This window comes from Ectopseudomonas composti, assembly GCF_001567565.1.
GTDB lineage: Bacteria > Pseudomonadota > Gammaproteobacteria > Pseudomonadales > Pseudomonadaceae > Aquipseudomonas > Aquipseudomonas composti_A.
Window position 1 is genome coordinate 212,426 of record NZ_LSSW01000029.1, and the last position, 23,345, is coordinate 235,770.

General features: G+C 64.6%; 22 protein-coding genes and 1 pseudogene. 11 read left to right on the forward strand and 12 right to left on the reverse strand.

All coding sequences use genetic code 11. The features are described from left to right. Positions 1-4: 4 nt before the first annotated feature. A complete protein-coding gene (locus PCLY_RS17515) occupies positions 5-1,153 on the reverse strand; it encodes an efflux RND transporter periplasmic adaptor subunit (protein ID WP_061240896.1) in 1,149 nt (382 codons plus the stop codon). Positions 1,154-1,332: 179 nt separating this feature from the next. Here PCLY_RS17515 and PCLY_RS17520 point away from each other — a divergent pair, with 179 nt between their 5' ends. Further along, a complete protein-coding gene (locus tag PCLY_RS17520) occupies positions 1,333-1,989 on the forward strand; it encodes a TetR family transcriptional regulator (protein ID WP_061240897.1) in 657 nt (218 codons plus the stop codon). Positions 1,990-2,023: 34 nt separating this feature from the next. On the opposite strand, the gene PCLY_RS17525 is transcribed toward PCLY_RS17520, so the two are convergent. From PCLY_RS17525 to PCLY_RS17535, 3 genes are all read right to left on the reverse strand, one after another. Then, positions 2,024-2,206 (reverse strand): hypothetical protein, encoded by a 183-nt coding sequence (locus PCLY_RS17525; RefSeq protein WP_061240898.1) that lies wholly within the window; start codon positions 2,204-2,206, stop codon positions 2,024-2,026. 223 nt (positions 2,207-2,429) lie between these two features. Beyond that, positions 2,430-3,446 (reverse strand): zinc-binding alcohol dehydrogenase family protein, encoded by a 1,017-nt coding sequence (locus PCLY_RS17530; RefSeq protein WP_061240899.1) that lies wholly within the window; start codon positions 3,444-3,446, stop codon positions 2,430-2,432. Positions 3,447-3,469: 23 nt separating this feature from the next. Then, positions 3,470-3,763 (reverse strand): putative quinol monooxygenase, encoded by a 294-nt coding sequence (locus PCLY_RS17535; protein ID WP_061240900.1) that lies wholly within the window; start codon positions 3,761-3,763, stop codon positions 3,470-3,472. A gap of 106 nt (positions 3,764-3,869) precedes the next feature. Between PCLY_RS17535 and PCLY_RS17540 the strand changes: the two genes are divergently transcribed. From PCLY_RS17540 to PCLY_RS17580, 9 genes are all read left to right on the forward strand, one after another. Then, positions 3,870-4,787, forward strand: coding sequence for a LysR family transcriptional regulator (locus PCLY_RS17540; protein WP_061240901.1), 918 nt, complete (start codon positions 3,870-3,872; stop codon positions 4,785-4,787). Positions 4,788-4,894: 107 nt separating this feature from the next. Further along, positions 4,895-5,281, forward strand: a complete 387-nt coding sequence (locus tag PCLY_RS17545; RefSeq protein WP_061240902.1) for a DUF2946 domain-containing protein — start codon at positions 4,895-4,897, stop codon at positions 5,279-5,281. 78 nt (positions 5,282-5,359) lie between these two features. After that, positions 5,360-6,796, forward strand: a complete 1,437-nt coding sequence (locus PCLY_RS17550; protein WP_061240903.1) for a PepSY-associated TM helix domain-containing protein — start codon at positions 5,360-5,362, stop codon at positions 6,794-6,796. A 95-nt stretch (positions 6,797-6,891) separates the two neighbouring features. Continuing rightward, positions 6,892-8,916 (forward strand): TonB-dependent receptor, encoded by a 2,025-nt coding sequence (locus tag PCLY_RS17555; RefSeq protein ID WP_061240904.1) that lies wholly within the window; start codon positions 6,892-6,894, stop codon positions 8,914-8,916. 32 nt (positions 8,917-8,948) lie between these two features. Beyond that, positions 8,949-9,443: a copper chaperone PCu(A)C gene (locus PCLY_RS17560; RefSeq protein WP_061240905.1), complete on the forward strand. Its 495-nt coding sequence runs from the start codon at positions 8,949-8,951 to the stop codon at positions 9,441-9,443. Further along, entirely contained in the window at positions 9,443-9,817 is a 375-nt protein-coding gene (locus PCLY_RS17565; protein ID WP_061240906.1) for a DUF2946 domain-containing protein, read from the forward strand. Before PCLY_RS17560 ends, PCLY_RS17565 begins: the two co-directional genes overlap by 1 nt. A gap of 43 nt (positions 9,818-9,860) precedes the next feature. After that, positions 9,861-11,948, forward strand: coding sequence for a TonB-dependent copper receptor (locus tag PCLY_RS17570; protein WP_061240907.1), 2,088 nt, complete (start codon positions 9,861-9,863; stop codon positions 11,946-11,948). 218 nt (positions 11,949-12,166) lie between these two features. Further along, the gene (locus PCLY_RS17575) at positions 12,167-12,433 is read left to right on the forward strand and encodes a PepSY domain-containing protein (protein WP_061240908.1); all 267 of its coding nucleotides are present in this window, start codon (positions 12,167-12,169) and stop codon (positions 12,431-12,433) included. Beyond that, the gene (locus PCLY_RS17580; protein WP_061240909.1) at positions 12,433-12,969 is read left to right on the forward strand and encodes a cytochrome b/b6 domain-containing protein; all 537 of its coding nucleotides are present in this window, start codon (positions 12,433-12,435) and stop codon (positions 12,967-12,969) included. Before PCLY_RS17575 ends, PCLY_RS17580 begins: the two co-directional genes overlap by 1 nt. Before the next feature lie 75 nt (positions 12,970-13,044). Here PCLY_RS17580 and PCLY_RS17585 read toward each other — a convergent pair whose 3' ends face one another. The 4 genes from PCLY_RS17585 to PCLY_RS17600 all read right to left on the reverse strand — a co-directional run bounded on the left by PCLY_RS17585 (position 13,045) and on the right by PCLY_RS17600 (position 18,344). Next, positions 13,045-13,992, reverse strand: a complete 948-nt coding sequence (locus PCLY_RS17585; protein ID WP_061240910.1) for an adenosine deaminase — start codon at positions 13,990-13,992, stop codon at positions 13,045-13,047. A gap of 383 nt (positions 13,993-14,375) precedes the next feature. After that, positions 14,376-15,335, reverse strand: coding sequence for a 2-oxoglutarate and iron-dependent oxygenase domain-containing protein (locus tag PCLY_RS17590; RefSeq protein ID WP_061240911.1), 960 nt, complete (start codon positions 15,333-15,335; stop codon positions 14,376-14,378). A gap of 234 nt (positions 15,336-15,569) precedes the next feature. Beyond that, a complete protein-coding gene (locus PCLY_RS17595) occupies positions 15,570-16,652 on the reverse strand; it encodes a BMP family ABC transporter substrate-binding protein (RefSeq protein ID WP_061240912.1) in 1,083 nt (360 codons plus the stop codon). Between the two features lie 336 nt (positions 16,653-16,988). Next, a complete protein-coding gene (locus tag PCLY_RS17600) occupies positions 16,989-18,344 on the reverse strand; it encodes an 8-oxoguanine deaminase (RefSeq protein ID WP_061240913.1) in 1,356 nt (451 codons plus the stop codon). A 161-nt stretch (positions 18,345-18,505) separates the two neighbouring features. Here PCLY_RS17600 and PCLY_RS17605 point away from each other — a divergent pair. Continuing rightward, positions 18,506-18,793 (forward strand): annotated as a pseudogene (locus PCLY_RS17605) (hypothetical protein); the annotation flags it as partial. A 75-nt stretch (positions 18,794-18,868) separates the two neighbouring features. Here PCLY_RS17605 and PCLY_RS17610 read toward each other — a convergent pair. The 4 genes from PCLY_RS17610 to PCLY_RS17625 all read right to left on the reverse strand — a co-directional run bounded on the left by PCLY_RS17610 (position 18,869) and on the right by PCLY_RS17625 (position 23,131). Beyond that, positions 18,869-19,318 carry an REP-associated tyrosine transposase gene (locus tag PCLY_RS17610; RefSeq protein WP_061240914.1) on the reverse strand — a complete coding sequence of 150 codons (450 nt, stop codon included), beginning with the start codon at positions 19,316-19,318 and terminating at the stop codon, positions 18,869-18,871. A 138-nt stretch (positions 19,319-19,456) separates the two neighbouring features. Further along, positions 19,457-20,383: an ABC transporter permease gene (locus tag PCLY_RS17615; protein WP_061240915.1), complete on the reverse strand. Its 927-nt coding sequence runs from the start codon at positions 20,381-20,383 to the stop codon at positions 19,457-19,459. Positions 20,384-20,474: 91 nt separating this feature from the next. Next, positions 20,475-21,572: an ABC transporter permease gene (locus PCLY_RS17620; RefSeq protein ID WP_061240916.1), complete on the reverse strand. Its 1,098-nt coding sequence runs from the start codon at positions 21,570-21,572 to the stop codon at positions 20,475-20,477. A gap of 11 nt (positions 21,573-21,583) precedes the next feature. Further along, positions 21,584-23,131 carry an ABC transporter ATP-binding protein gene (locus PCLY_RS17625; RefSeq protein WP_061240917.1) on the reverse strand — a complete coding sequence of 516 codons (1,548 nt, stop codon included), beginning with the start codon at positions 23,129-23,131 and terminating at the stop codon, positions 21,584-21,586. Positions 23,132-23,345 lie beyond the last annotated feature (214 nt).

The window sequence follows — 23,345 nt, forward strand, 5'->3', positions numbered from 1 at the left end:
TCCGTTAGTCCTGGCCGTTGGCTGGTTCGGCGTCTTGGGCAGGCTGCTCGGTCTTGATGTTGCTGGCCGGCACGGCTTTGACCTCGGCGCCGGGCTGCACGAACTGCAGGCCTTCGGTGATCAGGCGATCGCCTTCCTTGAGGCCATCCTCTACCAGCCAGGCGTTGCCGGCGGTGCGGTCGGCCTTGAGCACGCGCTGCTCCACCTTGTTCTCGGCATTGACCACCAGCGCAACGGGTTCACCGCGTTGGTTGCGGGTCACGCCCTGCTGCGGGGCGAGAATGGCGTTCTGCTTGACCCCGGAGAGCAGCTCGGCATGCACGAACATGCCCGGCAGCAGCAGGTGATCGGGGTTGGGGAACACGGCGCGCAGGGTGACCGAACCGGTGCTTTCGTCCACGGCCACCTCGGAGAACTCCAGGGTGCCTTCGTGTGCGTAGCGGCTGCCGTCTTCCAGTTTCAGCGCGACCTTGGCAGCGCTTTCACTGACCTTCTGCAGGCGGCCGTCGGCCAGATCGCGGCGCAGACGCAGCAATTCCGTGCTCGACTGGGTGACATCGACGTAGATCGGATCGAGTTGCTGGATGGTGGCCATGGCGTTGGCTTGGCCGTTGCTGACCAGCGCACCCTCGGTCACGGCGGAGCGGCCGATGCGACCGCTGATCGGGGCCAGCACCTTGGTGTAGCGCAGGTTGATGCGTGCCTGATCCAGGGCGGCGTCCGCCTGCAGGCCGGCGGCCCGGGCTTCATCGTAGGCCTGCTGGCTGACGGCCTTGTCGGCGACCAGCAGCTTGTAGCGATCAGCCAGGGACTTGGCAGAGACCTGAGTCGCCTGGGCGCTCTTGAGTGCGGCCTGGTAAGTGGCAGCGTCGATCTGATACAGCTGCTGCCCCGCCTTGACCTCGCTGCCCTCGGTGAACAGGCGCTTCTGGATGATGCCGTTGACCTGTGGGCGGACTTCGGCGATGCGGTAGGCGCTGGTACGCCCCGGCACTTCACTGGTCAGCGTGAAGGGTTTGGCCTCGAGCGTGATCACTCCGACCTGTGGCGTTTGCTGGGTCTGTGGTGCGCTGGATTCCTGGCAGCCGGTGAGACTGAGCGTTGCCACGGCGATGGCGGAAACCAAGACAGCGAAGGCTGGCTTCGAGTGCATCTGAGAACCTCGTTTTAATCGAATCATGGCCCCAAGGGGCGAAGGGGACGAAGGCAGGGAAAAATCGATGGAGGAATATACTTACGTACGTGAATGTTTGTAAATGCCTAAAGCCGCCTGCATACTCTCGCCCGTCCTTCTTTACCGAAGGGTTACGGCAAGGCAAAAGCAGGTGACATATGGCCAGAAGAACCAAAGAGGAAGCGCAGGCGACGCGGGTGCACATACTCGACGCTGCCGAGCGGGTGTTCCATGCCCAGGGCGTTTCCAGGGCGTCTCTGGCTGAGGTGGCGAAAGAGGCCGGCGTCAGTCGTGGCGCTATTTATTGGCACTTCGAGAACAAGATAGACCTGTTTCAGGCCATGCTCGAACGTCTGCGCCTGCCGCTCGAGGAACTGGCGCGTGCCAGCGAGAGCGAAGACGAGCCAGACCCGTTGGGCTGCATGCGTGAATTGCTGATCAAGGCGCTGACGCAGTTGGCCAGTGATGCGCAAACCCACCGCGCCCACGACATCCTGCGTTACAAATGCGAGTACACCGGTGAGCTAATTGGTCTGCGCGAGCGCCTGCAGGCATTGAGCCTGGAATGCGATCAACGGATCGCCAAGGCATTGAGCAACGCCGTCAACAAGGGGCAATTGCCAGGTGATCTGGATTGCTCGCGGGCTGCGGTTTGCCTGCATGCCTATATGGAGGGCATCGAGGCCAACTGGCTGCTGGTGCCCAACTTCGACCTGGCGCAGCAGGCGCCGGCGCTGGTCGATACCGTGCTGGATATGCTGCGCAGCCCGGCGTTGCGCCTGATGCCGGTCGAACCGGTGGCAAGCCAGGCGTAGGGGCGCACAGCGAACCCTACGCCATGGCTGCTTCTCAGCTCGCCATGCGTTGCGCGGGCCAGTCGGGCAGGCTGTGTGGCTCGCGCAGTCGCGCTTCCAGCCTGGCTACGAACTGGCGCGCCTCTTCTTCGCTGCGAAAGCTCACGCAATGCTGATCCAGGCGAACCTGCCAGAGGCGTTCGTCACCCTGTTTCTGCGGTTGGACGACAATCTTCATACGGACTACCTCCTTGAGCTGCGACGAGTCGTCGGCGCTTGTGGGGAGGCTCAGCATAGTCCGCCTGCATGACCTTTTTCTGACGAGGATCAATCCGGCGACCGGCATCAGGGCTGTTTTGCGATGGACGGTGCCGCGAGCAGGGGGCCAGTCGAACGCGTCGCCTGCCCTGCGCTGTCGTCATCAGGGCGGGGCGGCATTCGCCGCAATCCGCCATCGCGCCTCAGAATCCCTCGAGTACGATCTTGCCTTTGGCCTTGCCACTTTCCAGCAACGCATGGGCGCGGCGCAGGTTGGCAGCATCGATGGTGCCGAAATGCTCACCGAGCGTGGTCTTGATCACGCCGCTGTCGACCAGCGCGGACACCCGCTCGAGCAAGCGATGCTGCTCGATCATGTCCTCGGTCTGGTACAGCGAGCGGGTGAACATCAGCTCCCAGTGCAGCGACAGGCTCTTGCGCTTGAGTTGCATGACATCCAGCGGTTGTTGCGGGTCGTCGATCAGCGCCAGGCGTCCCTGGGGTTGCAGGCACTCGATCAGTTGCGCGTAGTGCTGGTCGGTCTGCGTCAGGCTGGCGACGTGAGTCACCTGGCCGACGCCGATACGTGCCAGCTCCTCGCTCAGGGGCTTGCGGTGATCGATCACGTGATGCGCGCCCAGCTCCCGCACCCAGGCCTGGGTTTCCGGGCGCGACGCGGTGCCGATCACGGTCAGGCCGGTCAGGCGGCGGGCCAGCTGGGTGAGGATCGAACCGACACCGCCGGCGGCGCCGACGATCAGCAGGCTCTGGCCCAGGTCGCTGGAGCCTTCGGCGACCTGCAGGCGTTCGAACAGCAGTTCCCAGGCGGTGATGGCGGTCAGGGGCAGGGCGGCAGCCTCGGCGAACGACAGGCTGTTCGGCATATGGCCAACGATGCGTTCATCGACCAGATGCAGCTCGCTGTTGGCACCGGCGCGGTCGATGGCGCCGGCATAGAACACCCGGTCGCCAGGCTGGAACAGGCTGACCTCGCTGCCCACGGCCTGGACGACGCCGGTGGCATCCCAGCCGAGCACCTTGGCGCTGCCGTTCGGCGGGGTAACGCCGAGGCGGATCTTGGTATCGACCGGGTTGACCGAGATGGCGCGAACCTCGACCAGCAGATCGCGTGGACCCGGAGTCGGATCGGCCAGCTGCACGTCCTGCAGGGCTTCAGGATGGTCGGCGGGCAGGGATTGGTAGTAGGCGACGGCTTTCATGGGAAATGGTCCTCTGTGAGAAATCAGGCGAGGCGTTGCAGCGGGAGCAGGTCGATGCCCGCCAGCCGCTCGCCGAAGTCGTGGGTGAACAACAGGAAGTGCGGTGTTGCGCGATGCAGCTCCAGCGCGTCGGCATCGCGCCATCGCTCGATCATCACGAACTGATTCGTATCGACCTCGCTGCGGTGCAGTGCGTACTGCAGGCAGCCTGGCTCTGCTCGGCTGGCAATCACCAGCTGTCGCAGGCCAGCGGCCACTGCCTCGGCATGTCCTGGCAGCACTTTGATGGTGGCGATCAGCGTTAGCTCGGTGGTCATGGCGGGCTCCGGAAGTGAAACTGCAGCCATGCTCGTTTATTTGTGTGGCGAGAAAAAGTGGCTGGTAATAGAGTCTCTTTCATTATTATTTTGAAAGTGAGCGACCATGCTGCGCTTCGACGATCTGCAACTGTTCGTGCGCACGGCCGAGACCGGCAGCCTTTCGGCAGCTGCCCGGCTGCTGGATGTCTCGCCTGCCGTGGCCAGCGCTGCACTCAAGCGTCTGGAGCAGCAACTGCAGGTGCGTTTGCTGGTGCGCTCGACGCGCAGCCTGCGTCTGACGCCCGAGGGCGAGTTGTATCTGGTGCACGCCCGGCTGGCGTTGCAGAGCCTGGAGGAGGGGCGCCAGCAACTGCTCGGCAGTCAGCAGGGCATTCACGGCGTGCTGCAGTTGTCGGCACCGTCGGATCTGGGACGCAACACGCTGCTGCCCTGGCTCGACGCGTTTCAGGGTGAGCATCCGCAACTGCAGTTGCGCCTGTTGCTGGCCGACCGGGTGACCGATCTGTTTCGCGAGCCGGTGGATATCGCCTTGCGCTATGGCGCGCCGGAAGATTCCAGCCTGGTGGCGCTGCCGGTGGCGCCGGACAATCGCCGGGTGCTCTGCGCGGCACCGGGCTACCTGGCCCGACACGGCTCGCCCCAGAGCCTGGACGATCTGCATCGGCACAATTGCCTGCTGTATATGCTGCATGGTCGCGTGCATGACCGCTGGCGCTTTCAGGATGGCAAGCGCGAAGCGGTGATGAACGTTGCCGGCGACCGGGTTTGCGACGATGCCGACGTCACCCGGCGCTGGGCCGTGGCCGGGCGGGGTGTGGTGTACAAGTCCTGGCTGGATGTGGCCGAAGACGTGCGTGAGGGGCGCTTGCAGGTGCTGCTGCCGAACTGGCTGGGCGAGCCGACGCCGCTGTACCTGGTCTGTGCGCACCGCGCCCAGCTGAGCAAGGCGGTGCACCTGCTGCGCGAGTTCGTGCAGCTGCGTTGTGAGACCCTGCTGGCTACGGCGCCCTGGCGCGGCTGAGTGCCGCAGTAACGATGAGCGCGCGGCTCTGCTAGACTCCTGCCGCAAATGCCTGCGGCAACGCACCGCAGTGTCGTGCTGCCATCCTCTGTTTAGAGTCGCGCCCCATGAAACTGGCTCGCAAAGACCGCTCACTGACCGCCTGGATGCTGTACTTCAGCGTCCTGTTCAGTGCGTTCGTCTGCGCGATCAGCCATGGTCAGATGGCCGGCATGCAGCTCAGTGGCCTGGACGGTCAGTACTGCTCGTTCGATGGCAACTTCGGCGCAGGCGCCGACCTCGACGGCTCCGGTATCGTCGCGCCGAATCCGGCTACCGGCACTGGCTGCGTCCTGGGCAGCCTGTTCAGCGCGATCATTCTCGCCGCCTTCTTCGGCCTGTTGGGCCTGCTCGCCAGTGACAGCGTACGGCCCTTGCCGACGCTGCACATTCCCCGTCTTACCCGCTATCGCTGGCCACCGGCCAATCCTCGCGCCTCTCCGTTGACTGCCTGATCCGTCCGCCCTGAACCGGGCGTTTCCATCATGCGCAGTCGTCGTCTGCTTGCTCGCAGCCGACTTGGGAGAGGCTTCATGTCGTCGCGTTTCGACACCCCTGCAGGTGCAGCCATGCGCCCGCAACCTTCGTTCTACAACCTGGCCTGGCGCTGGCATTTCTATGCCGGGCTGTTCGTCATTCCGTTCTTCATCCTGCTGTCACTCACTGGCTTGATCTACCTGTTCAAGCCGCAGCTCGATGACCTGATGTACGCCGACCTGTTGCAGGTGCCGGTGGCCGGGCAGCGCCTGGCGGCTGACCAGCAACTGGCGCGGGTACGCGAGGCCTACCCGCAGGCCGTGATCAAGCAATACCTGCCGCCGACTGCGGCGGACCGCAGCGCCCAGTTCGTCATCACCGAGCAGGGGCACGACCTCAATCTGTTTCTCGATCCCTATCGCGGTGCGGTGCTCGGCACCCAGGACGCGCTGTGGAACCTGCAGGCCGTGGCGCGCAAGCTGCACGGCGACTTGCTGATCGGCACCGCGGGTGACCGCCTGATCGAGTTGGCCGCCGGCTGGGGCATCGTGCTGGTCGTCTCGGGGCTGTATCTGTGGTGGCCGCGTGGTCGTAGTGGCGCCGGCATCCTCTGGCCGCGCCTGAGTGCTCGTGGGCGCCTGTGGTGGCGAGATATGCACGCCGTCACCGGCTTCTGGGGCAGCGTCATCCTGCTGCTGATGCTGCTCACCGGCATGACCTGGACCGGCTTCTGGGGCGCGCAGTTCGCGGCGGTGTGGAACCGGTTTCCCGATGCGATGTGGAACGACGTGCCCAAGTCCGGGCAATTGACCGGCAGCCTCAACAACAGTGCCCGGCAGACCGTGGCCTGGGCGGTGGAAACGGCGCCGCTGCCGGCTTCCGACGCGCATGCAGCGCATCAGGGCCATGGCGACCATCAGGGCCATGGCGCTCATTCGCAGCCTGCCGCTACCGGCAGTGCTGCTGCGCTGCTGCAGCATGTGGTCGATACCGCCGAGGCGCGTGGCGTGCAGCCCGGTTACAGCATCACCCTGCCCAAGGGCGAGCAGGGCGTGTACACCGTCGCGCTGTTCGCCAGCGACCCACGCAACGACGCCACCCTGCATGTCGACCAGTACAGCGGCGAGGTGCTAGCCGATGTGCGCTGGGATGACTACGGCCCGGTCGCCAAGGCCGTGGAAAGCGGCGTGATGATCCATGAGGGGCGCATGTTCGGCTTGCCCAACCAGTTGCTGATGGCCGCGATCTGCCTGCTGATCCTGTTCAGCTCGATCAGTGGCCTGGTGCTGTGGTGGAAACGCCGCCCGGCCGGGCAGCTGGGGGTGCCGCCGCTGCGTCACGACCTGCCACGCTGGAAGACGGCCATCGGCGTGATGCTGGCGCTCGGTGTGGTCTTCCCGCTGGTCGGCGCCTCGTTGCTGCTGGTGTGGGGCCTGGACTGGCTGCTTGGCCTGTGGCGTCGCCAGTCGGTACCCAGTGCGCCTGTGGCCTGACCTCCTGAAGTTGGCCGGGCGCCATGCAGGCGTCCGGCCGCGACCGATCATTGCGGTGCCTGCCGAGGTGGGCTGCCGCGACTGGAATTGAATACATGCAAGCAATACTCAAACGCTCGATTCACCTGGCCGCTCTGGCCCTTGGTCTGCAGGCCCTGCCGGCCTCGGCCGACAGCACCTTGGCACTGGGCACCGTTACCGTAACCGGTGAGGAAAAAGGGCCGCTGTCGAGCCACAACATCCTCAGCTCGGTGGACTACGTCGGCAGCGACGTGCTGGAAAAACAACCCGTGCAATACAGCTGGGAGCTGTTCAACCGTGTGCCGGGGGTGATGCTGACCCAGTTCAACCAGGGCACCACCTCCGGCAAGCTGTCGTTTCGCGGCTTCAACGGCGAGGGCGAGGTCAATGCGGTGAAGCTGTTGATCGACGGCATCCCGAGCAACACCAACGACGGCAACATGCCGTTCATCGACATGGTCTTCCCGCTGGATATCGAGGACATCGAAGTGGTGCGCGGCACCAACGATCCGCGCTACGGCCTGCACAACATCGCCGGCAACGCCAGCATCAACACGCGCGTCGGCGGTAACGAGGGCAAGCTGCGCCTGCGCAGCGGCAGCTTCGATACCCAGGAGCTGCAGGCGATCAAGGGCATCGAGACCGGCAACTGGTCGCAGAACTACTTCGTCGCCTACCAGAAGAGCGGTGGCTATCGCGATCACGCCGATGCCGAGCGCCAAAGCTTCGCTGGCAAATGGTTCTACACCGCCGATGCCGGCTGGCGCGCCGGGCTGATCGCTCGGCACTACGAGGGCGAGGCGCTGGAGGCTGGCTACCTGAGTCACGCCGACGCCCACGATGATCCCCGTCAGTCCTATGCCAACAACGCCACCGACAAGGGCGAGCGCAGCATGGATCAGCTCAGTCTGCATCTGGACACGGATGTCGCCGAGGATCTGGCCTGGTCGAGCAAGGCTTACTACAGCCGCTTCAAGGATCGTCGTTGGGTGCGTTACTGGCGTACCGTCAGTCAGCAGGAGCGCTTCAACGACGAGGATCAATACGGCGCCATCAGCAGCCTGAGCTGGCGACCCGAGGTGCAGGGCCTGTATGACTTCGCCCTGGAGGGAGGGGCGGATATCCAGCGTCAGGAGGTGGTCAGCGAGCGCTATCGCACCGTCAATCGCGTGCGTGCCGGGCAGACCCGTGATCAGGTGTTCGATCTGACCACCACGGGTGTTTATGTGCAGGCCGTGATTCAGCCCTGGGAAAGCCTCAAGTTGATCCCGGCCTATCGCGTCGATCGCATCGAGGGTGATTACCGCAACGAACTGAGCGGCGAACGAGCCAGCGCCAACGACTACGGCAGCATCCGCCAGCCCAAGTTCAGCCTGGTCTACTCACCGTGGAAAGCGGCCAGTTTCTACGCCAACTGGGGGCGTACCTTCCAGGTCGGTGTCGGCTCCGGCGCCTACAAGCTGGCGGGCCAGGCCGATGACCTGAAACCCTCGATCAACGAAGGCTGGGAAACCGGCATCAAGTTCAGCCCGCTGGCCTGGTTCGACGGCCGCGTGGCCTACTGGGAGCAGCACGCTACCGACGAGGTGCAGCGCAAGCTCAACGACGCCGTCGGCGACTCGGAGAACGTCGGCGAGACCCTGCGCCGTGGCTACGACCTGCAGCTCAATCTGTACCCGAACGATCTGGCGCGTGTCTGGCTGTCCTACTCGCGGCAGTTCTCCGAGATCCTCGAGCCGAGCCCCAACCTGCCAGCCAGCAAGGGCAAGGAAATCGACCACATGCCCCATCATCTCTATGCCCTGGGCGCCGACTATCAGGCCAGCGACAAGCTCAAGCTGAGCGCCTGGGTCAACGGCCAGAGCGACTACTATCTGGAGCGCACCAATGCCACCGGCCAGTACGGCGGCTATACGCTGCTCAACCTCGGCGCCGAGTACCGTGTCAGCGAGTCGGTGAGCGTCGACGTGCAGATGAAGAACGTCACCAACCGCTACTACGAATACGTGTGGTACGACAGCACCGCGAGCGTCGCCCAGTCCCTGCATGCACCGGGCGACGGCCGTGCGCTGTATGCCGGTTTGACCCTGGATTTCTGATGTTTTCGTTTTCCCCCAAGGAGGCAACACCCATGACCCTGAAGAAAACCCTGCTCGGCCTGACCCTGCTGCTGCCGGCGCTGTTGGCCCAGGCGCATGAATACGAAGTTGGCCCACTGCATATCGACCATCCCTGGTCGCGCGAGATGCCGCCGGTGGCGCCGACTGCCGCCGCCTACTTCGTGGTGCACAACAAGGGCAGCGAGGCTGATCGCCTGCTCGGCGTCAGCACGCCGGTGGCGGGCAAGGCCGAGTTGCACGAGCACCTGCATGCCGATGGCGTGATGAAGATGCAGCAGGTGCAGGACGTGGTGATCCCCGCCGGCGGCGAAGTGAAGTTCGAGCCCATGGGTTATCACGTCATGCTGTTCGACCTGAAGCAGCAGGCCAAGGCCGGCGAGCGTTTCCCGCTGACTCTCGACTTCGAGAAGGCCGGCAAGGTCGACGTCGAAGTGGCAGTGCAGAAAGAGGCGCCGGCTGACCATGACCACGCTGCGGGTCACGGCGAAGGCGAACACTCGCACTGATGCTGTTCACGGCACGCAGACGAACCCTTGCGGCCCGGCTTGGGCTGCTGGCGTTCGTCCTGATCGTTCTGGCGCCACTGGCGTCGCAGCTGCGTGCCGAGCCGGCTGACTGGAGCTGGCTGAGCGAGCTCAGCTGTCATGACGGGACTGGTCGCGCGCCGGCCCCCGGTGGCAGCCCCGAGCCTGTGCTGCAGGTGGACGCGTGCGGCTACTGTTCGCTGCTCTCGCATTGTCCCGTGCTGGCCGACGTCGGTTCGATCGGCGCGAGCCGGCTGCAGCCGTCCCACTGCGTCGCCCAGGCGTGGCCCGAACAACCGCTGCCGGGCGCTCACTTTCCTCATGCGCTATCACGCGCACCGCCCATGCTTGCCTGAAATCACTGGTTTCTCTTCATCAATCGACTTTTCAGGTATTCGCATGTCCGTTTCCTTCGTTGCGGGCGCCGCTTTCGTGCGCCCTCGTTTTCCCCTGTCCGCGCTGGCCATCGCCTGCGGTCTGTGTTCCATCGGTACTGTGCAGGCCGAAGAGCATGTGCACGAACTGCCGCCCAGCGTGATCACGGCGATTCAGCAAAGCTCACCGCTGACCGTGGTGGCCGATCCCAAGGATCCGCGCCAGCCGGTGCCGGCCAGCGATGCCGCCGACTACCTCAAGACCATTCCCGGTTTCTCGGCGATTCGCAGCGGCGGTAGCAACAGCGACCCGGTGCTGCGCGGCTTGTTTGGCTCGCGCCTGCTGCTGCTCACCGATGGCGGACAGATGATCGGCGCCTGCCCCGGTCGGATGGACGCACCCAGTTCCTACATCTCGCCGGAAACCTTCGATCTGCTGACCGTCACCAAGGGCCCACAAACCGTGATCTGGGGGCCGGGTGCTTCAGCCGGCGTGGTGCGTTTCGAGCGTGAGCCGGAGCGTTTCGGCGAACTGGGCGCGCGCCTGCATGCCAGCGTGCTGGCCGGCTCCAACGGCCGCTTCGACCGCCTGATCGATGGCGCCGTAGGTGGCGAGCAGGGCTATCTGCGGGTGATGGGCAATCGCTCGCAGTCGGACGATTACGACAACGGTGACGGCGACACCATCGCCTCGCGCTGGAACAAGTGGAACGCTGACGTGGCCCTGGGCTGGACGCCGGATGCCGATACCCTGGTCGAATTCAGCGCCGGTCGTGGCGATGGCGAGGCGCGCTACGCCGGGCGGGGCATGGACGGCACCCAGTTCAAGCGCGAAAGCCTCGGCCTGCGCATCGAACGCAGCAACCTGGGCGGCGTGCTGGATAAGCTCGAGGCCAAGGTCTACTACAACTACGCCGACCACATCATGGACAACTTCCGCCTGCGTGTGCCGGACCCGAGCAGCATGATGGCCGGGCCGATGGCGGCACAGGTCGATCGCCGCACCCTCGGCGCACGCCTGGCCGCGACCTGGAAGTGGGACGACGTCGAGCTGATCACCGGTGTCGATGCGCAGCGCAGCGAACACCGCGAGCGCAGCTCCAGCGGCGGCATGATGGGCATGCCCTATGTCGACGCCAACCGCTTTCCCTGGGACAAGGACGCGCTGATGCACAACTACGGCGTATTCGCCGAAGCCACCTGGAGCCTGGCCGAGCGTGATCGGCTGATCTCCGGCGGGCGCCTGGATCGCGCCTCGGCCAAGGATTACCGGCAGAACTTTCGCAGCATGATGGGCATGACCCGGCCCAACCCGACAGCGGGTGAGACCCGCGCCGATACCCTGCCCAGCGGTTTCGTGCGCTACGAACACGACCTGTCCGGCTCGCCGACCACCGTCTATGCCGGTATCGGCCATGTGCAGCGCTTCCCCGATTACTGGGAGCTGTTCTCTGCCGGCCTCAATGGCCCGGCTGGCGCGGACAACGCCTTCGCTGGCATCGAGCCGGAGAAGACCACCCAGCTCGATATCGGCATCCAGTATCAGGACGACAAGCTGCAGGCCTGGGCTTCGGCCTATGCCGGGCAGATCCGCGATTACATCCTGTTCGACTACCGGGGCATGAACACCCAGGCCGACAACGTCGACGCGCGCATCATGGGCGGCGAGCTGGGCGTGGCTTACGCCTTCGATTCCAACTGGAAGGCCGACGCCACACTGGCCTACGCCTGGGGCAAGAACAGCTCGGATGGCGAGGCGTTGCCGCAGATGCCGCCGCTGGAAGCGCGCCTGGGCCTGACCTACCAGCGTGACGACTGGAGCGTCGGCGCGCTGTGGCGTGTGGTCGATGGTCAGGGCCGCATCGCCGAAGGGCGTGGCAACGTGGTCGGGCAGGACTTCGCCGACAGCGCCGGCTTCGGCGTGCTCTCGCTCAACGGCGCCTACCGCGTCAGCCAGCATGTCAAGCTCAGCGCCGGTGTGGATAACCTGCTCGACAAGAACTACGCCGAGCACCTCAACCTGGCCGGCGATGCCGGTTTCGGCTTCCCGGCCGAAAGCCGTATCGATGAGCCAGGCCGCACCCTCTGGGCCAAGGTCGATTTCGATTTCTGAGGCGTTTGTGGGAGGGGCTTTAGCCGCGACTGACAAGGTTCCAGTCCCTCCCCGCAGTTATTGGATGCGTAGCCCGGATGCAATCCGGGGCGGCCGGCAGGACAACTCCCGGATTGCATCCGGGCTACATATTCGTACGCGCTAATACGGCCTTAAGGTTGCGGCGCGAAAGTAGCCCCCGCAGACACCCTTACCCCTGCATCGAAGAGGACTTCATCATGCGCAAACTGCTTCTGCTGTCTCTGGTTCTGGCCAGCCCGCTGACCTTCGCCGCTACCGAATGCACCACCGTCGACAAGGCCCAGTGGCAGGATCAGGACAAGTTCCAGGCCGACCTCAAGGCCCAGGGCTACGAGATCAAGAAGTTCAAGGTCACCGGTGGCAACTGCTACGAAATCTACGGCCACGACAAGGATGGCAAGAAGGTCGAGATCTACTTCGATCCGGTCAGTGGCAAGCCGGTCAAGAGCAACGTGGAAGGCTGATGAGCACCGCGACCGTGCGCTTGTGGGATCCAGTGGTGCGCCTGTTCCACTGGTCCCTGGCCGGCGCTTTCCTGGCCAACTACTTCTTCACCGAAGAAGGCGAGGACTGGCATCGCTGGCTCGGTTATTACGCCGTGGCCTGGCTGGCAGTCCGCCTGGTGTGGGGTTTCGTCGGCACGCCGGCGGCGCGCTGGGCGGATTTCTGGCCGAGCCGTGCGCGTTTGCGCGAGCACCTGCATGCGCTGATTTCCGGGCAGCCGTATCACCGCCTGGGCCATTCGCCGCTGGGCGCGCTGGTGATGATCCTGATGATGGCGCTGATGCTCGGCCTGGGCGTGACCGGCTTCCTGATGGAGGAGGTCGACTATTTCTGGGGCGCCGATCTGCCGCTGGAAATCCATGAATTCTGTGCCAACGGCCTGATGGCACTGGTCGGCCTGCATATTGGCGCGGCCTTGTTCGAGAGCTATCGGCTGCGCGAGAACCTGCCGCTGTCGATGGTGACCGGCAAGCGGCGCAAGCTTTCGGAACACTGATACTGCAGTCGCGGCTGAAGCCCCTCCCACACTTTACCCACTCAGTGGGAGGGGCTTTAGCCGCGACGCTCTGGCTCAGGCCAGGCGCGCGTCCAGGCTGTTCTGCGCCAGGCGCTTGGCCTGTGCTTCGGTCATGCCCAGGTGCTCGTGCAGAGCGGCGAAGTTCTCGCCGACGTAGCCACCGAAGTAGGCCGGGTCGTCCGAGTTCACCGTCACCTTCACGCCGCGCTCGAGCATCTCGAGAATGTTGTGCTGGCCCATGTGCTCGAACACGCAGAGCTTGATGTTCGACAGCGGGCAGACGGTCAACGGAATCTGCTCGTCGATGATGCGCTGCATCAGGCGCTCATCCTCGATGGCGCGCACACCGTGGTCGATGCGTTTGATCTTGAGCAGATCCAGCGCTTCCCAGATGTATTCGGGCGGGCCTTCCTCGCCGGCATGTGCCACCGCGTGCAGGCCTTCGCTGCGTGCTTTGGCGAATACTCGCTCGAATAGCCGTGGCGGGAAGCCCTTCTCCGAACTGTCGAGGCCGACGCCGATGAAGGCATCGCGGAACGGCATGGCCTGTTCCAGGGTCTTGAACGCTTCCTCTTCGGGCAGGTGACGCAGGAAACTGAGGATCAGGCCGTGGCTGATGCCCAGTTGCTGTTCGCCGTCGCGCAGCGCCTGCTGGATGCCGCGCAGCACCACCTCGAAGGGAATGCCACGGTCGGTGTGGGTCTGCGGATCGAAGAAGGGTTCGACGTGGATGACGTTCTGCGCCTTGCAGCGTTGCAGGTAGGCCCAGGTCAGGTCGTAGAAATCCTGCTCGGTGCGCAGCACGTTGGCGCCGGCGTAATACAGGTCGAGAAATTCCTGCAGGTTGTTGAAGGCGTAGGCCGCGCGCAGGGTCTCGACATCGGCCCAAGGCAGGGCGATCTGGTTGCGTTCGGCCAGGGCGAACAGCAGTTCAGGCTCCAGCGAGCCCTCCAGGTGCAGGTGCAGTTCGGCCTTGGGCAGGGCGTTGAGCCATTCGGGCATGGTCGGTTCTCGTTGTCAGGCTTCGGTAGCGGCAAAGTTTAACCGCTGAGACAGGATTGTGCTGCGCCGGTGGGCGTACCTGGTCTGTGTGTGAGGGGCTTTAGCCGCGACAGATCGGCCATTTCGGCTGTCGCGGCTAAAGCCCCTCCCACTTTTTCATGGATTCCCCTGGCGGATTTCGCTAGCGACAAGAGCGGCGATCCGTTCGCGAGGCTGGCGTAGGGTGGACATCGCTTTCATGTCCACCAAAGCGTTGATTCCGGCTGCGTGAACGGTGGATGAAAAGAGCGTCATCCACCCTACGATGCTGTACGTTCTGTAGGAGCGGATTCATCCGCGAATTTCGCGACTGAAGTCGCTCCTACAGTTGGAGGCATTCAGCCCTACGCCTCCTCCCGCCGATAGGCATAGGTATCGGCGAAGCGCGACAGCAGGTAGGCGGCGCTGGTCACGGGCGTGTACTTGACCGGGTTGTCCGCACTGGAGCAGTTCGGCAGGCAGTCGATCAAGGTGTCGGGATGCGGCTCGGCGAAGAACGGCATGGAGTAGCGATCCACCCCCAGCGGGCTGATCACCCGATGCGGTGTGGAGGTGTATCGATCATTGCTCCAGCGCGCCATCATATCGCCGATATTGACCACGAAGCTGCCGGCAATCGGCGGCGCGTCGATCCACTCGCCACTGCGCGCACGTACCTGCAGGCCGCCAGCGTCGTCCTGATAGAGCAGGGTGATGCAGCCGTAGTCGGTGTGCGCGCCAGCGCCCTGTTGCTCGGCGCTGCTGGCGGTGTGGCGCGGTGGGTAGTGGATCATGCGCAGCACGCTGATCGGCTCATGAAAGCGCGCGTCGAAGAAGTCGTGCGCGATGTCCAGCGCCATGGCCATGGCGCGCAGCAGGGTCTTGGCCAGCGCCTGCATGTCGGCGTAGTGGCTTTCCATCAGCGCTTCCCAGCCGGGCATGTGCGGATGGCGATTGGGTCCGCGCAGCGGTTTGCCGGCCAGCACCTCGGGGTGATCGGCGGGCATATGGAAACCCATGTCGAAGGTTTCCTTGAGATCGCTCGGCTTGCTCGGGTCGAGCTGCTCGGTGGCGATGGCGCCATAGCCACGGTGGTGCGTGGTCTGGGTGATGTCGATCCTGAGTTTTTCCTCGTCGGGCAGGGCGAAGAAGCGCTTCGCCGCACCGAGCAGGGCGTCGATACGCTCACTGCCGATGGGGTGGCCAACGATGTAGAAGAAACCCCAGTCGCGGCAGGCGCGGTCGATGGCTTCGGCCACGGCAGGCCAGGCCGAAGTGTCGGCGGCGTAGAGAGGGGCGATGTCGATGATCGGTAGGCTGTTCATAAAAGCTCCGGGGTGTTGCTGCGAGTCTTCTCGTACCCAGGGCAGCGATGCGTGGCACCAAAGGCCGGCGCCACGGTGATGCGGTTCTGCTGAGATAAGCAGGGACGGCATCGGTGATTTCTAGATCATCGCGGCTGAAGCGCAATGCCGCCCAGCCGCTCCTACAGGAGTGGGAGTAGGAGCGGCTTCAGCCGCGATAGCCTGTGGCCTCCGCCACAGGCTGCGCCATTGCGCTTACTTCGGCATTTCGGCCTTCACGTTTTCCACGTAGTAGTTCATCGAGGCCAGTTCGGCGTTGCTCGCGCTCACGCCATCGGCGATGCGCACCGAGCCGCTCTGATCCTTGATCGGGCCGGTGAAGGGGTGGAACTTGCCGCTGCGAATGTCGGCGATGATCTGCTCGGCCTCGCTCTTCACGTCAGCCGGCACCAGGTCGCTGATCGGCAGTGAGAGGGTGTCTTCGGCCAGGCCGCCCCAGAAGTCCTGTGGCTGCCAGGTGCCATCGATCACCGCCTGGGTGGATTTGATGTAGTGCGGGCCCCAGTCGTTGACGATGGAGGTGAGCACGGCTTTGGGTCCGAAGTGGGCCATGTCCGAGGCGTAGCCTACGGAGTAGATGCCGCGACGCTCGGCGGTCTGGATCGGCGCCGGGCTGTCGGTGTGCTGGAACATCACGTCCACGCCCTGATCGATCAGCGCGTTGGCGGCGTCGGATTCCTTGCCCGGATCGAACCAGGTGTTGACCCACACCACCTTGATCTCGGTACCCGGGTTGTACTTGTCCAGCGCCAGCTGGATGGCGTTGATGTCGCGGATTACTTCGGGGATCGGGAAGGAGGCGATGTAGCCGACCTTCTTGGTCTTGGTCATCTTCGCCGCGAGGAAGCCGCCGACGTAGCGCCCTTCATACGAGCGCGACAGGTAGGTGCCGACGTTCTTGGCCTGCTTGTAGCCGGTGGCGTGCTCGAAGGTGACCTTGGGGAATTGCTTGGCCACCTTGATCGTCGGGTTCATGTAGCCGAAGGAGGTGGTGAAGATCAGGTCGAAACCACCCTTGGCCATGTTGCGAATCACTCGCTCGGCGTCGGCGCCTTCCGGCACGTTCTCGACGAAGCTGGTGGTGACCTTGTCGCCCATTTCCTTGATCAGCATCTGCCGGCCCTGCTCGTGCTGGTAGGTCCAGCCGTGGTCGCCAATGGGACCGATGTAGACGAAGCCGACCTTCAGCGGATCGGCGGCCGAGGCGCTGAGCATGGCGCCAAAGCCCAGGGCGGCGACGAGGGTGCGCAGCAGCGGTTTCTTGCTCTTCTCGAACATGGTGGATGGAGCTCCAGTCTTGGTATTGGGATGGCCTTTGCTTGGCTGCTGCCATGACTGCAAAAAGCTGACCAACAAGACAGATAGGCGGGGCGACGGCGCTCTGTCTGTGTACCTGCTCAGGAGTGGGGGCGGTATTGGTGCGCGGCAGACTGGTATGACGTGTTGTGGTGCGTCGCTCCTAGCCTTGTACGGAGGAAACGACGGTCGCGGCTGAAGCCCCTCCCACAGGTTGGCGCTGTTCTTGTGGGTGTGGCTTTTGTAGGAGGGGCTTTAGCCGCGACTCAGCCGGTAGCCTGGGTTTCACTGCACTCGCCCCAGCCTACGCAATCGATGTCAGCCCGCGATCAGCTCACGCGCCGCCTGGCGGTGATCGGCGATCAGTTGTGCCACGTCCAGCCCCTCGATCTGCCCGTCGATGACGCGCCAGGTACCGCCGATCATCATCCGGTCGGCGCGGTCGGCGCCGCACAGCAGCAGGGCGGAGAGCGGGTCATGGCTGCCGGAGAAGCGCAGTTCGTCGAGCTTGAACAGCGCCAGGTCGGCCTGCTTGCCCACTGTCAGTTCGCCGATGTCGCTGCGGCCCAGCAGTTGCGCCGAGCCCTTGCTGGCCCAGCCGAGCACGCGCTGCGGAGTGATCTGCTCGGCGCCGTAGCGCAAACGCTGGATGTACAGGGCCTGGCGCGCTTCGAGAATCATGTTCGATGCATCGTTGGAGGCCGAGCCGTCGACGCCCAGGCCCAGCGGCGCACCGGCGGCCTCCAGTTCGACGCTGGGGCAGATGCCCGAGGCCAGGCGCATGTTGGAACTGGGGCAATGGCAGATACCGGTGCCGGCGGCGCCGAGGCGGGCGATTTCGTCGGGATTGAAGTGGATACCGTGGGCCAGCCAGGTGCGTGGGCCGAGCCAGCCGACACTGTCCAAGTAATCCACCGTGCGCAGGCCGAAGCGTTGCAGGCAGAAGTCTTCCTCGTCGAGGGTTTCCGCCAGGTGGGTGTGCAGGCGCACGTCCAGTTCCTCGGCGAGCTGGGCGCTCTGGCGCATGATGTCCTGGGTTACCGAGAAGGGTGAGCAGGGCGCCAGGGCGATCTGGATCTGCGCGCCGTCGCCGCGCTGGTGGTACAGGCCGATCAGGCGCTGGCTGTCGGCCAGGATCACCTCGCCCTGCTGCACCGTCTGCTGCGGCGGCAGGCCACCGTCGGCTTCGCCCAGGCTCATCGAACCACGGGTGAGCATGGCGCGCATGCCCAGCTCGCGCACCGCCTCGACCTGTACGTCGATGGCATTTTCCAGGCCACCGGGGAACAGGTAATGGTGATCGGCCGCCGTGCTGCAGCCGGACAGCAACAGCTCGGCCAGCGCCACCTTGCTGGCCAGCGCTAGCTTTTCGGGAGTGAGGCGTGCCCAGACCGGGTAGAGCGTTTTCAGCCAGGGGAACAGCGGCTGGTTGACCACCGGCGCCCAGGCGCGAGTAAGGGTCTGGTAGAAGTGATGGTGGGTGTTGATCAGGCCCGGTAGCACCACGTGCTCGCGGGCATCGAACACTTGCTCGCAGGGTGTCGAAGGCTGCTGGCCTTTGCCGAGCACTTCGGTGATACGGCCATCCTCGATCACCAGACCGCCGCAAGCGTCCAGGTCGTTGGCAGTGAAGATGGCGAGAGGGTTCTTGATCCAGATGCGGGTAGCTGCCATGAGCAGGCTCCTCTGAGGTTGATGTCAGGTAAGCCAGCTCAGTGTTGACCCTGTCTGCTGATCCAGGTGCGTCGGCATCGCGACGTGGGCGCAAGATAGCTGACTTTCAGGTCAGCATGCAATCCGCGTCAGGCGCGTAGCGGGCAAGTGGTCGCCAGGCGCTGCAGAGTCTGCACCACGGCCTCGGCCTGTCCGGTGCGCTGCCGCCATTCGAGCCGATGCATATGCTGCTGGCCAACCTGATGGGTTCGATCGTCTGCGTCTGGTCGGTGCTGCGTATCCGCGACTCGCAAGTGGTATTCGGTCGCTATGACGCGGCCGGTCGCCTGCTGTTCTCCATCTGGCATATCTACGCCATGATGCACGGCGCAACGCCGCTGATCATGATTTTCCTGGTCGTCGAACTGGTCTGGGGTGTGGCGCAGTTGTGGCCTGTTAGGGCGAAGTAAGCCTGTCGCGGCTAAAGCCGCTCCCACAGGTTGGCGCTGTTCTTGTGGGAGGGGCTTCAGCCGCGACTACCAAGGTCAGAGCCACACCGAATCCCACAGCGGGTAATCGCCCACCCGGCTGACCAAGCCTGCTCTTAGAGGATTGGCGACGATATAGCGTGCTGCCGGCAGAACATCTTCCTCCCGGCGCAGTGCCCGATCATGAAAGCCATCCTGCCAGAGCTTTCCCTGGCGATCTGCCAATGCGTTGATTCGCTTGGCGCTGCGCCCTTTGATACTGCGCATCAGTTCGCTGAGTGACCCTTCGTGCAAGGCAACCAGCCAGTGAAGGTGGTCGGGCATGAGAACCCAGGCCAGTGATTCGGCCAGGCCATCTTGCTGGGCGGCTTTCAGCTCGGCGACGACGAGTCGACCAAGCGTGAAGTCCGAAAACAGCGCTTCGCGGTTTTCGGTTGTGGCAGTGAGGAGATAGATGCGCTGTGTTTCCGAGAAACGGCCGGCGCGCAAGCTGGATGAGTGGGGCATTCCTTTGCCTACCGATCAGGGTGTGACAAAGGTATAGCCGAAAAAGGCTTGTCGCGGCTAAAGCCCCTCCCACGGGCCCATATGACACCCGTGGGCAGGCTTCTGTGGGAGCGGCTTCAGCCGCGATTCATGGGCGCACTAATGCCCCGGCTGCCAAGGCTGGCCCAGCGATACCGGCGCGTACAGCCGGGTCTTGATCGCATCACGCGAGAGCAGGACCAGCACGACGATGGTGGCGACGTAGGGCAGCATCGCCAGCAGGTTCGACGGAATCGACAGGCCGATGCCCTGCGCCACCAGATGGAGGATGCTGGCCAGGCCGAACAGGTAGGCGCCGAGCAGCACGCGCAGTACCCGCCAACTGGCGAACACCACCAGCGCCAGGGCGATCCAGCCGCGCCCGGCGGTCATGTTCTCCGCCCACATCGGCGTGTAGGCCAGCGACAGGTAGCCGCCCGCCAAACCGGCCATGGCGCCGCCGAACAGCACCGCCAGGGTGCGCACGCGCAGCACCGGCAGGCCCATGGCACTGGCGGCGTCCGGGTTCTCGCCAACGGCCTGGATGATCAGGCCGATACGGCTTTTCAGCAGCACCCAGGCCACCAGCGCGAACAGGGCGAAGGACAGGTAGACCAGCAGGTCCTGGGCGAACAGCATGCGCCCGATCAGTGGGATATCGGACAGCAGCGGGATGACAATGGGCTCGAAACCGGTCAGCGGCTTGCCGACCCAGGCGGCGCCGACGAAGGTGGACAGGCCGACGCCGAAGATGGTCAGGGCCAGCCCGGTGGCCACCTGGTTGGCGTTGAAGCCCAGCGCCACGGCGGCGAACAGCAGCGACAGCAGCATGCCGGCGGCAATCGCCAGCAGCACGCCGAGCCACAGGCTACCGGTGCTGAAGGCGACGATAAAACCGATCACCGCGCCGAACAGCATCATGCCTTCCTGGCCGAGGTTGAGCACGCCGCTCTTCTCGCACACCAGTTCGCCCAGGGCCACCAGCAACAGCGGTGTGCCGGTGCGGGCCATGGCGTAGAAGATATTGGTCAACAGGTCGAGATCCATGGGGATTCCTTTGCTTTCATGCTCGTTGTGGGAGGCGCTTCAGCGGCGAGCTTTTGTCGCGGCTACAGCCACTCCCACAAGAAAATAGGAGTCAGGTGGTCGCTTCAGCGAGCCTCTCGCGCTTCGCCCATTTCCACTTCAGCCGTGGCCGGTAGAGGATCAGCACGTCACAGGCCAGCAGGTAGAACAGCATCATCCCCTGGAACAGTTGGGTTATCGCCTGCGGCAGGTTGAGGTTCATCTGCGCGTTCTCGCCGCCCAGGTACAGCAGCGCCATCAGCAGGCTGGCAGCGACGATACCGAGCGGGTTGAGTCGGCCGAGGAAGGCCACGGTGATCGCTGCATAGCCGTAGCCGGGCGATACCTGCGGCACCAGTTGGCCAATCGGCCCGGCCACTTCGCCGACACCTGCCAGCCCGGCCAGCGCGCCGCTGACCAGCAGGGCGAACCACACCAGGCGCTTCTCGCGGAAACCGACGAAACCAGCGGCGCGCTTGTCCAGACCTAGCACCTTGATTTGGAAGCCGAGAAAGCTCTTGTGCAGCAGCACCCACACCGCCACCAGGGCCAGCAGCGCCAGGTACAGGCCGCCGTGCAGGCGCCCGTCTTCGCTGACCAGCGGCAGACGGCTGGCATCGCCGAACATCGCCGACTCGGGGAAGTTGAAACCAGCGGGGTCTTTCAGCGGGCCATGCACGAAGAACAGCAGCAGGTTCAGCGCGATGTAGTTGAGCATGATGCTGGTGAGGATTTCGTTGGCGTTGAACTGCGTGCGCAGCCAGGCGGTCAGCCCGGCCCAGGCCGCACCCGCGCAGGTGCCGGCCAGCACGACCCAGGCCAGCGCCCAGCGACTTTCCCAATCGATCAGTTGCAGGGCCATGGCGCTGCCGGCCAGGGCGCCGAGTAGCAGCTGGCCTTCGGCGCCGATGTTCCAGATGCGCGCCTGGTAGGCCACTGCCAGGCCCAGGGCGCAGAGCAGAATCGGCAGCGCCTTGACCAGCAATTCGGATACGCCGTACCAGTCGCTGACCGGGGCGATCAGCAGGGTGTGCAGGGTCTGCAGCGGGTCATGGCCGAGCAGGGCGAACAGCAGCATGCCGCTCACCAGTGTCAGCATGGCGGCAAGCAGTGGCGACAGCCAGAGCATGGGGCGCGACGTCTGGCCGCGCGGTTCCAGGGATAACAGCATGACGGGCTCCGTCAGCAGGCCGCAGCGGCGGCGGGTTGATCGAATTCGCCGGCCATCCAGCGGCCGACTTCCACGGGGCAAACCTGCGCGGTGTCGGCCAGCGGCGACAGGCGCCCGCTGCACAGCGCGCCGATGCGGTCGCTGATCTGGAACAGCTCGTCGAGGTCTTCGGAGATCACCAGGATCGCCGCGCCGGCATCACGCAGGGCGATCAGCGCGCGGTGGATGGCGGCAGCGGCGCCGACGTCCACGCCCCAGGTCGGGTGCGCGGCCACCAGCAGTTTCGGGTTTTGCAGAATCTCGCGGCCGAGGATGAATTTCTGCAGATTGCCGCCAGACAGGCTGCGCGCGGCGGTGTCGGCATTCGGCGTCTTCACCGCGAAGCGCTGGATGATCTGCTCGGCCAGCGCGCGTACCTTGCCGCGCTGCACCAGGCCGCCCTTGACCAGGCCCTGGCCGAAGGCGGTGAGCAGGGCGTTGTCCACCAGGCTCATCTCCGGCACCGCACCATGGCCGAGGCGTTCGGCGGGCACGAAGGCCAGGCCCAGCCCACGGCGTGCATCCGGGTGCAGATTGGCCACCGGCGCGGCATCCAGGCTGATCCGCTCGCGTTCGCTGCGTGATAGGCGCGTTTCACCGCTGAGCAGGGCGAGCAATTCGTCCTGACCATTGCCAGCTACGCCCGCGATGCCGACGATCTCGCCGCTGCGCACCTCCAGGCGTATACGTTCGAGCGAGCAGCCGAAGGGATCGGGGTTGTGCCAGCTCAGATCATCGACGCGCAGTCGTGGCAGGCCGCCGCTGACTTTCGGGTAGCTGCTTTCCAGCCCCTCGGCATCGCCGACCATCAGTCGCGCCAGTTCCAGGTCGCTGCATTCTGCCGGCACGCAATGACCGGATACCTGGCCGCCGCGTAGCACCGTGGCGCTCTGGCACAGTGCGCGCACCTCGCCGAGCTTGTGGCTGATGAAGAGGATGCTGCAGCCTTCGGCGGCCAGGCGACGCAGGGTGACGAACAGCTCGTCGGCCTCCTGCGGGGTGAGCACCGAAGTGGGCTCGTCGAGGATCAAGAGCTTGATGTCCTGCATCAGGCAACGGACGATCTCCACCCGCTGACGCTCGCCGATGGACAGGCTGTGCACCAGCCGGGTCGGCTCCAGCGCCATGCCGTAGCGCTGCGACACCTCGCGAATTTTCGCCTCCAGCTGCTCCGGCGTACCGGCCTGCGCGCCCATGGCCAGGGCGATGTTCTCGGCCACGCTCAGGGTCTCGAACAGCGAGAAATGCTGGAACACCATGCCGATACCCAGACGGCGCGCCATGGCCGGATCGCGCATGCTCAACCGTTCGCCCTGCCAGCGAATCTCGCCGCTGCTGGGCTGGGTCACGCCGTAGATGATCTTCATCAGCGTGCTCTTGCCGGCGCCGTTCTCGCCGAGCAGGGCGCGGATCTCGCCGGGGGCGATGGCCAGGTCGATACGGTCGTTGGCCAGGCAGCCAGGGTACTGCTTGCTGATGGCGGTCAGCTGCAGGCGTGGGGAAGCAGGTGGGGCGGACATGGGAAACGCTCATGGAGAGAACTGAGCGGGGCTAAAGCAAAAACCTGGCCAGTGAGTCAGAAAACCATTTTCTGCGCGCTCGTCCATGGCCGAGCGCACGGTCGTGCCTGTCATTGGTGCGCGTCTCTCCGTGCGCGGCGCTCAATGCACCGTATGCGAGCGTTCGCGGCTAAAGCCCCTCCCACAAAAGCAGCGCCCGCCTGAGGGGGTATCA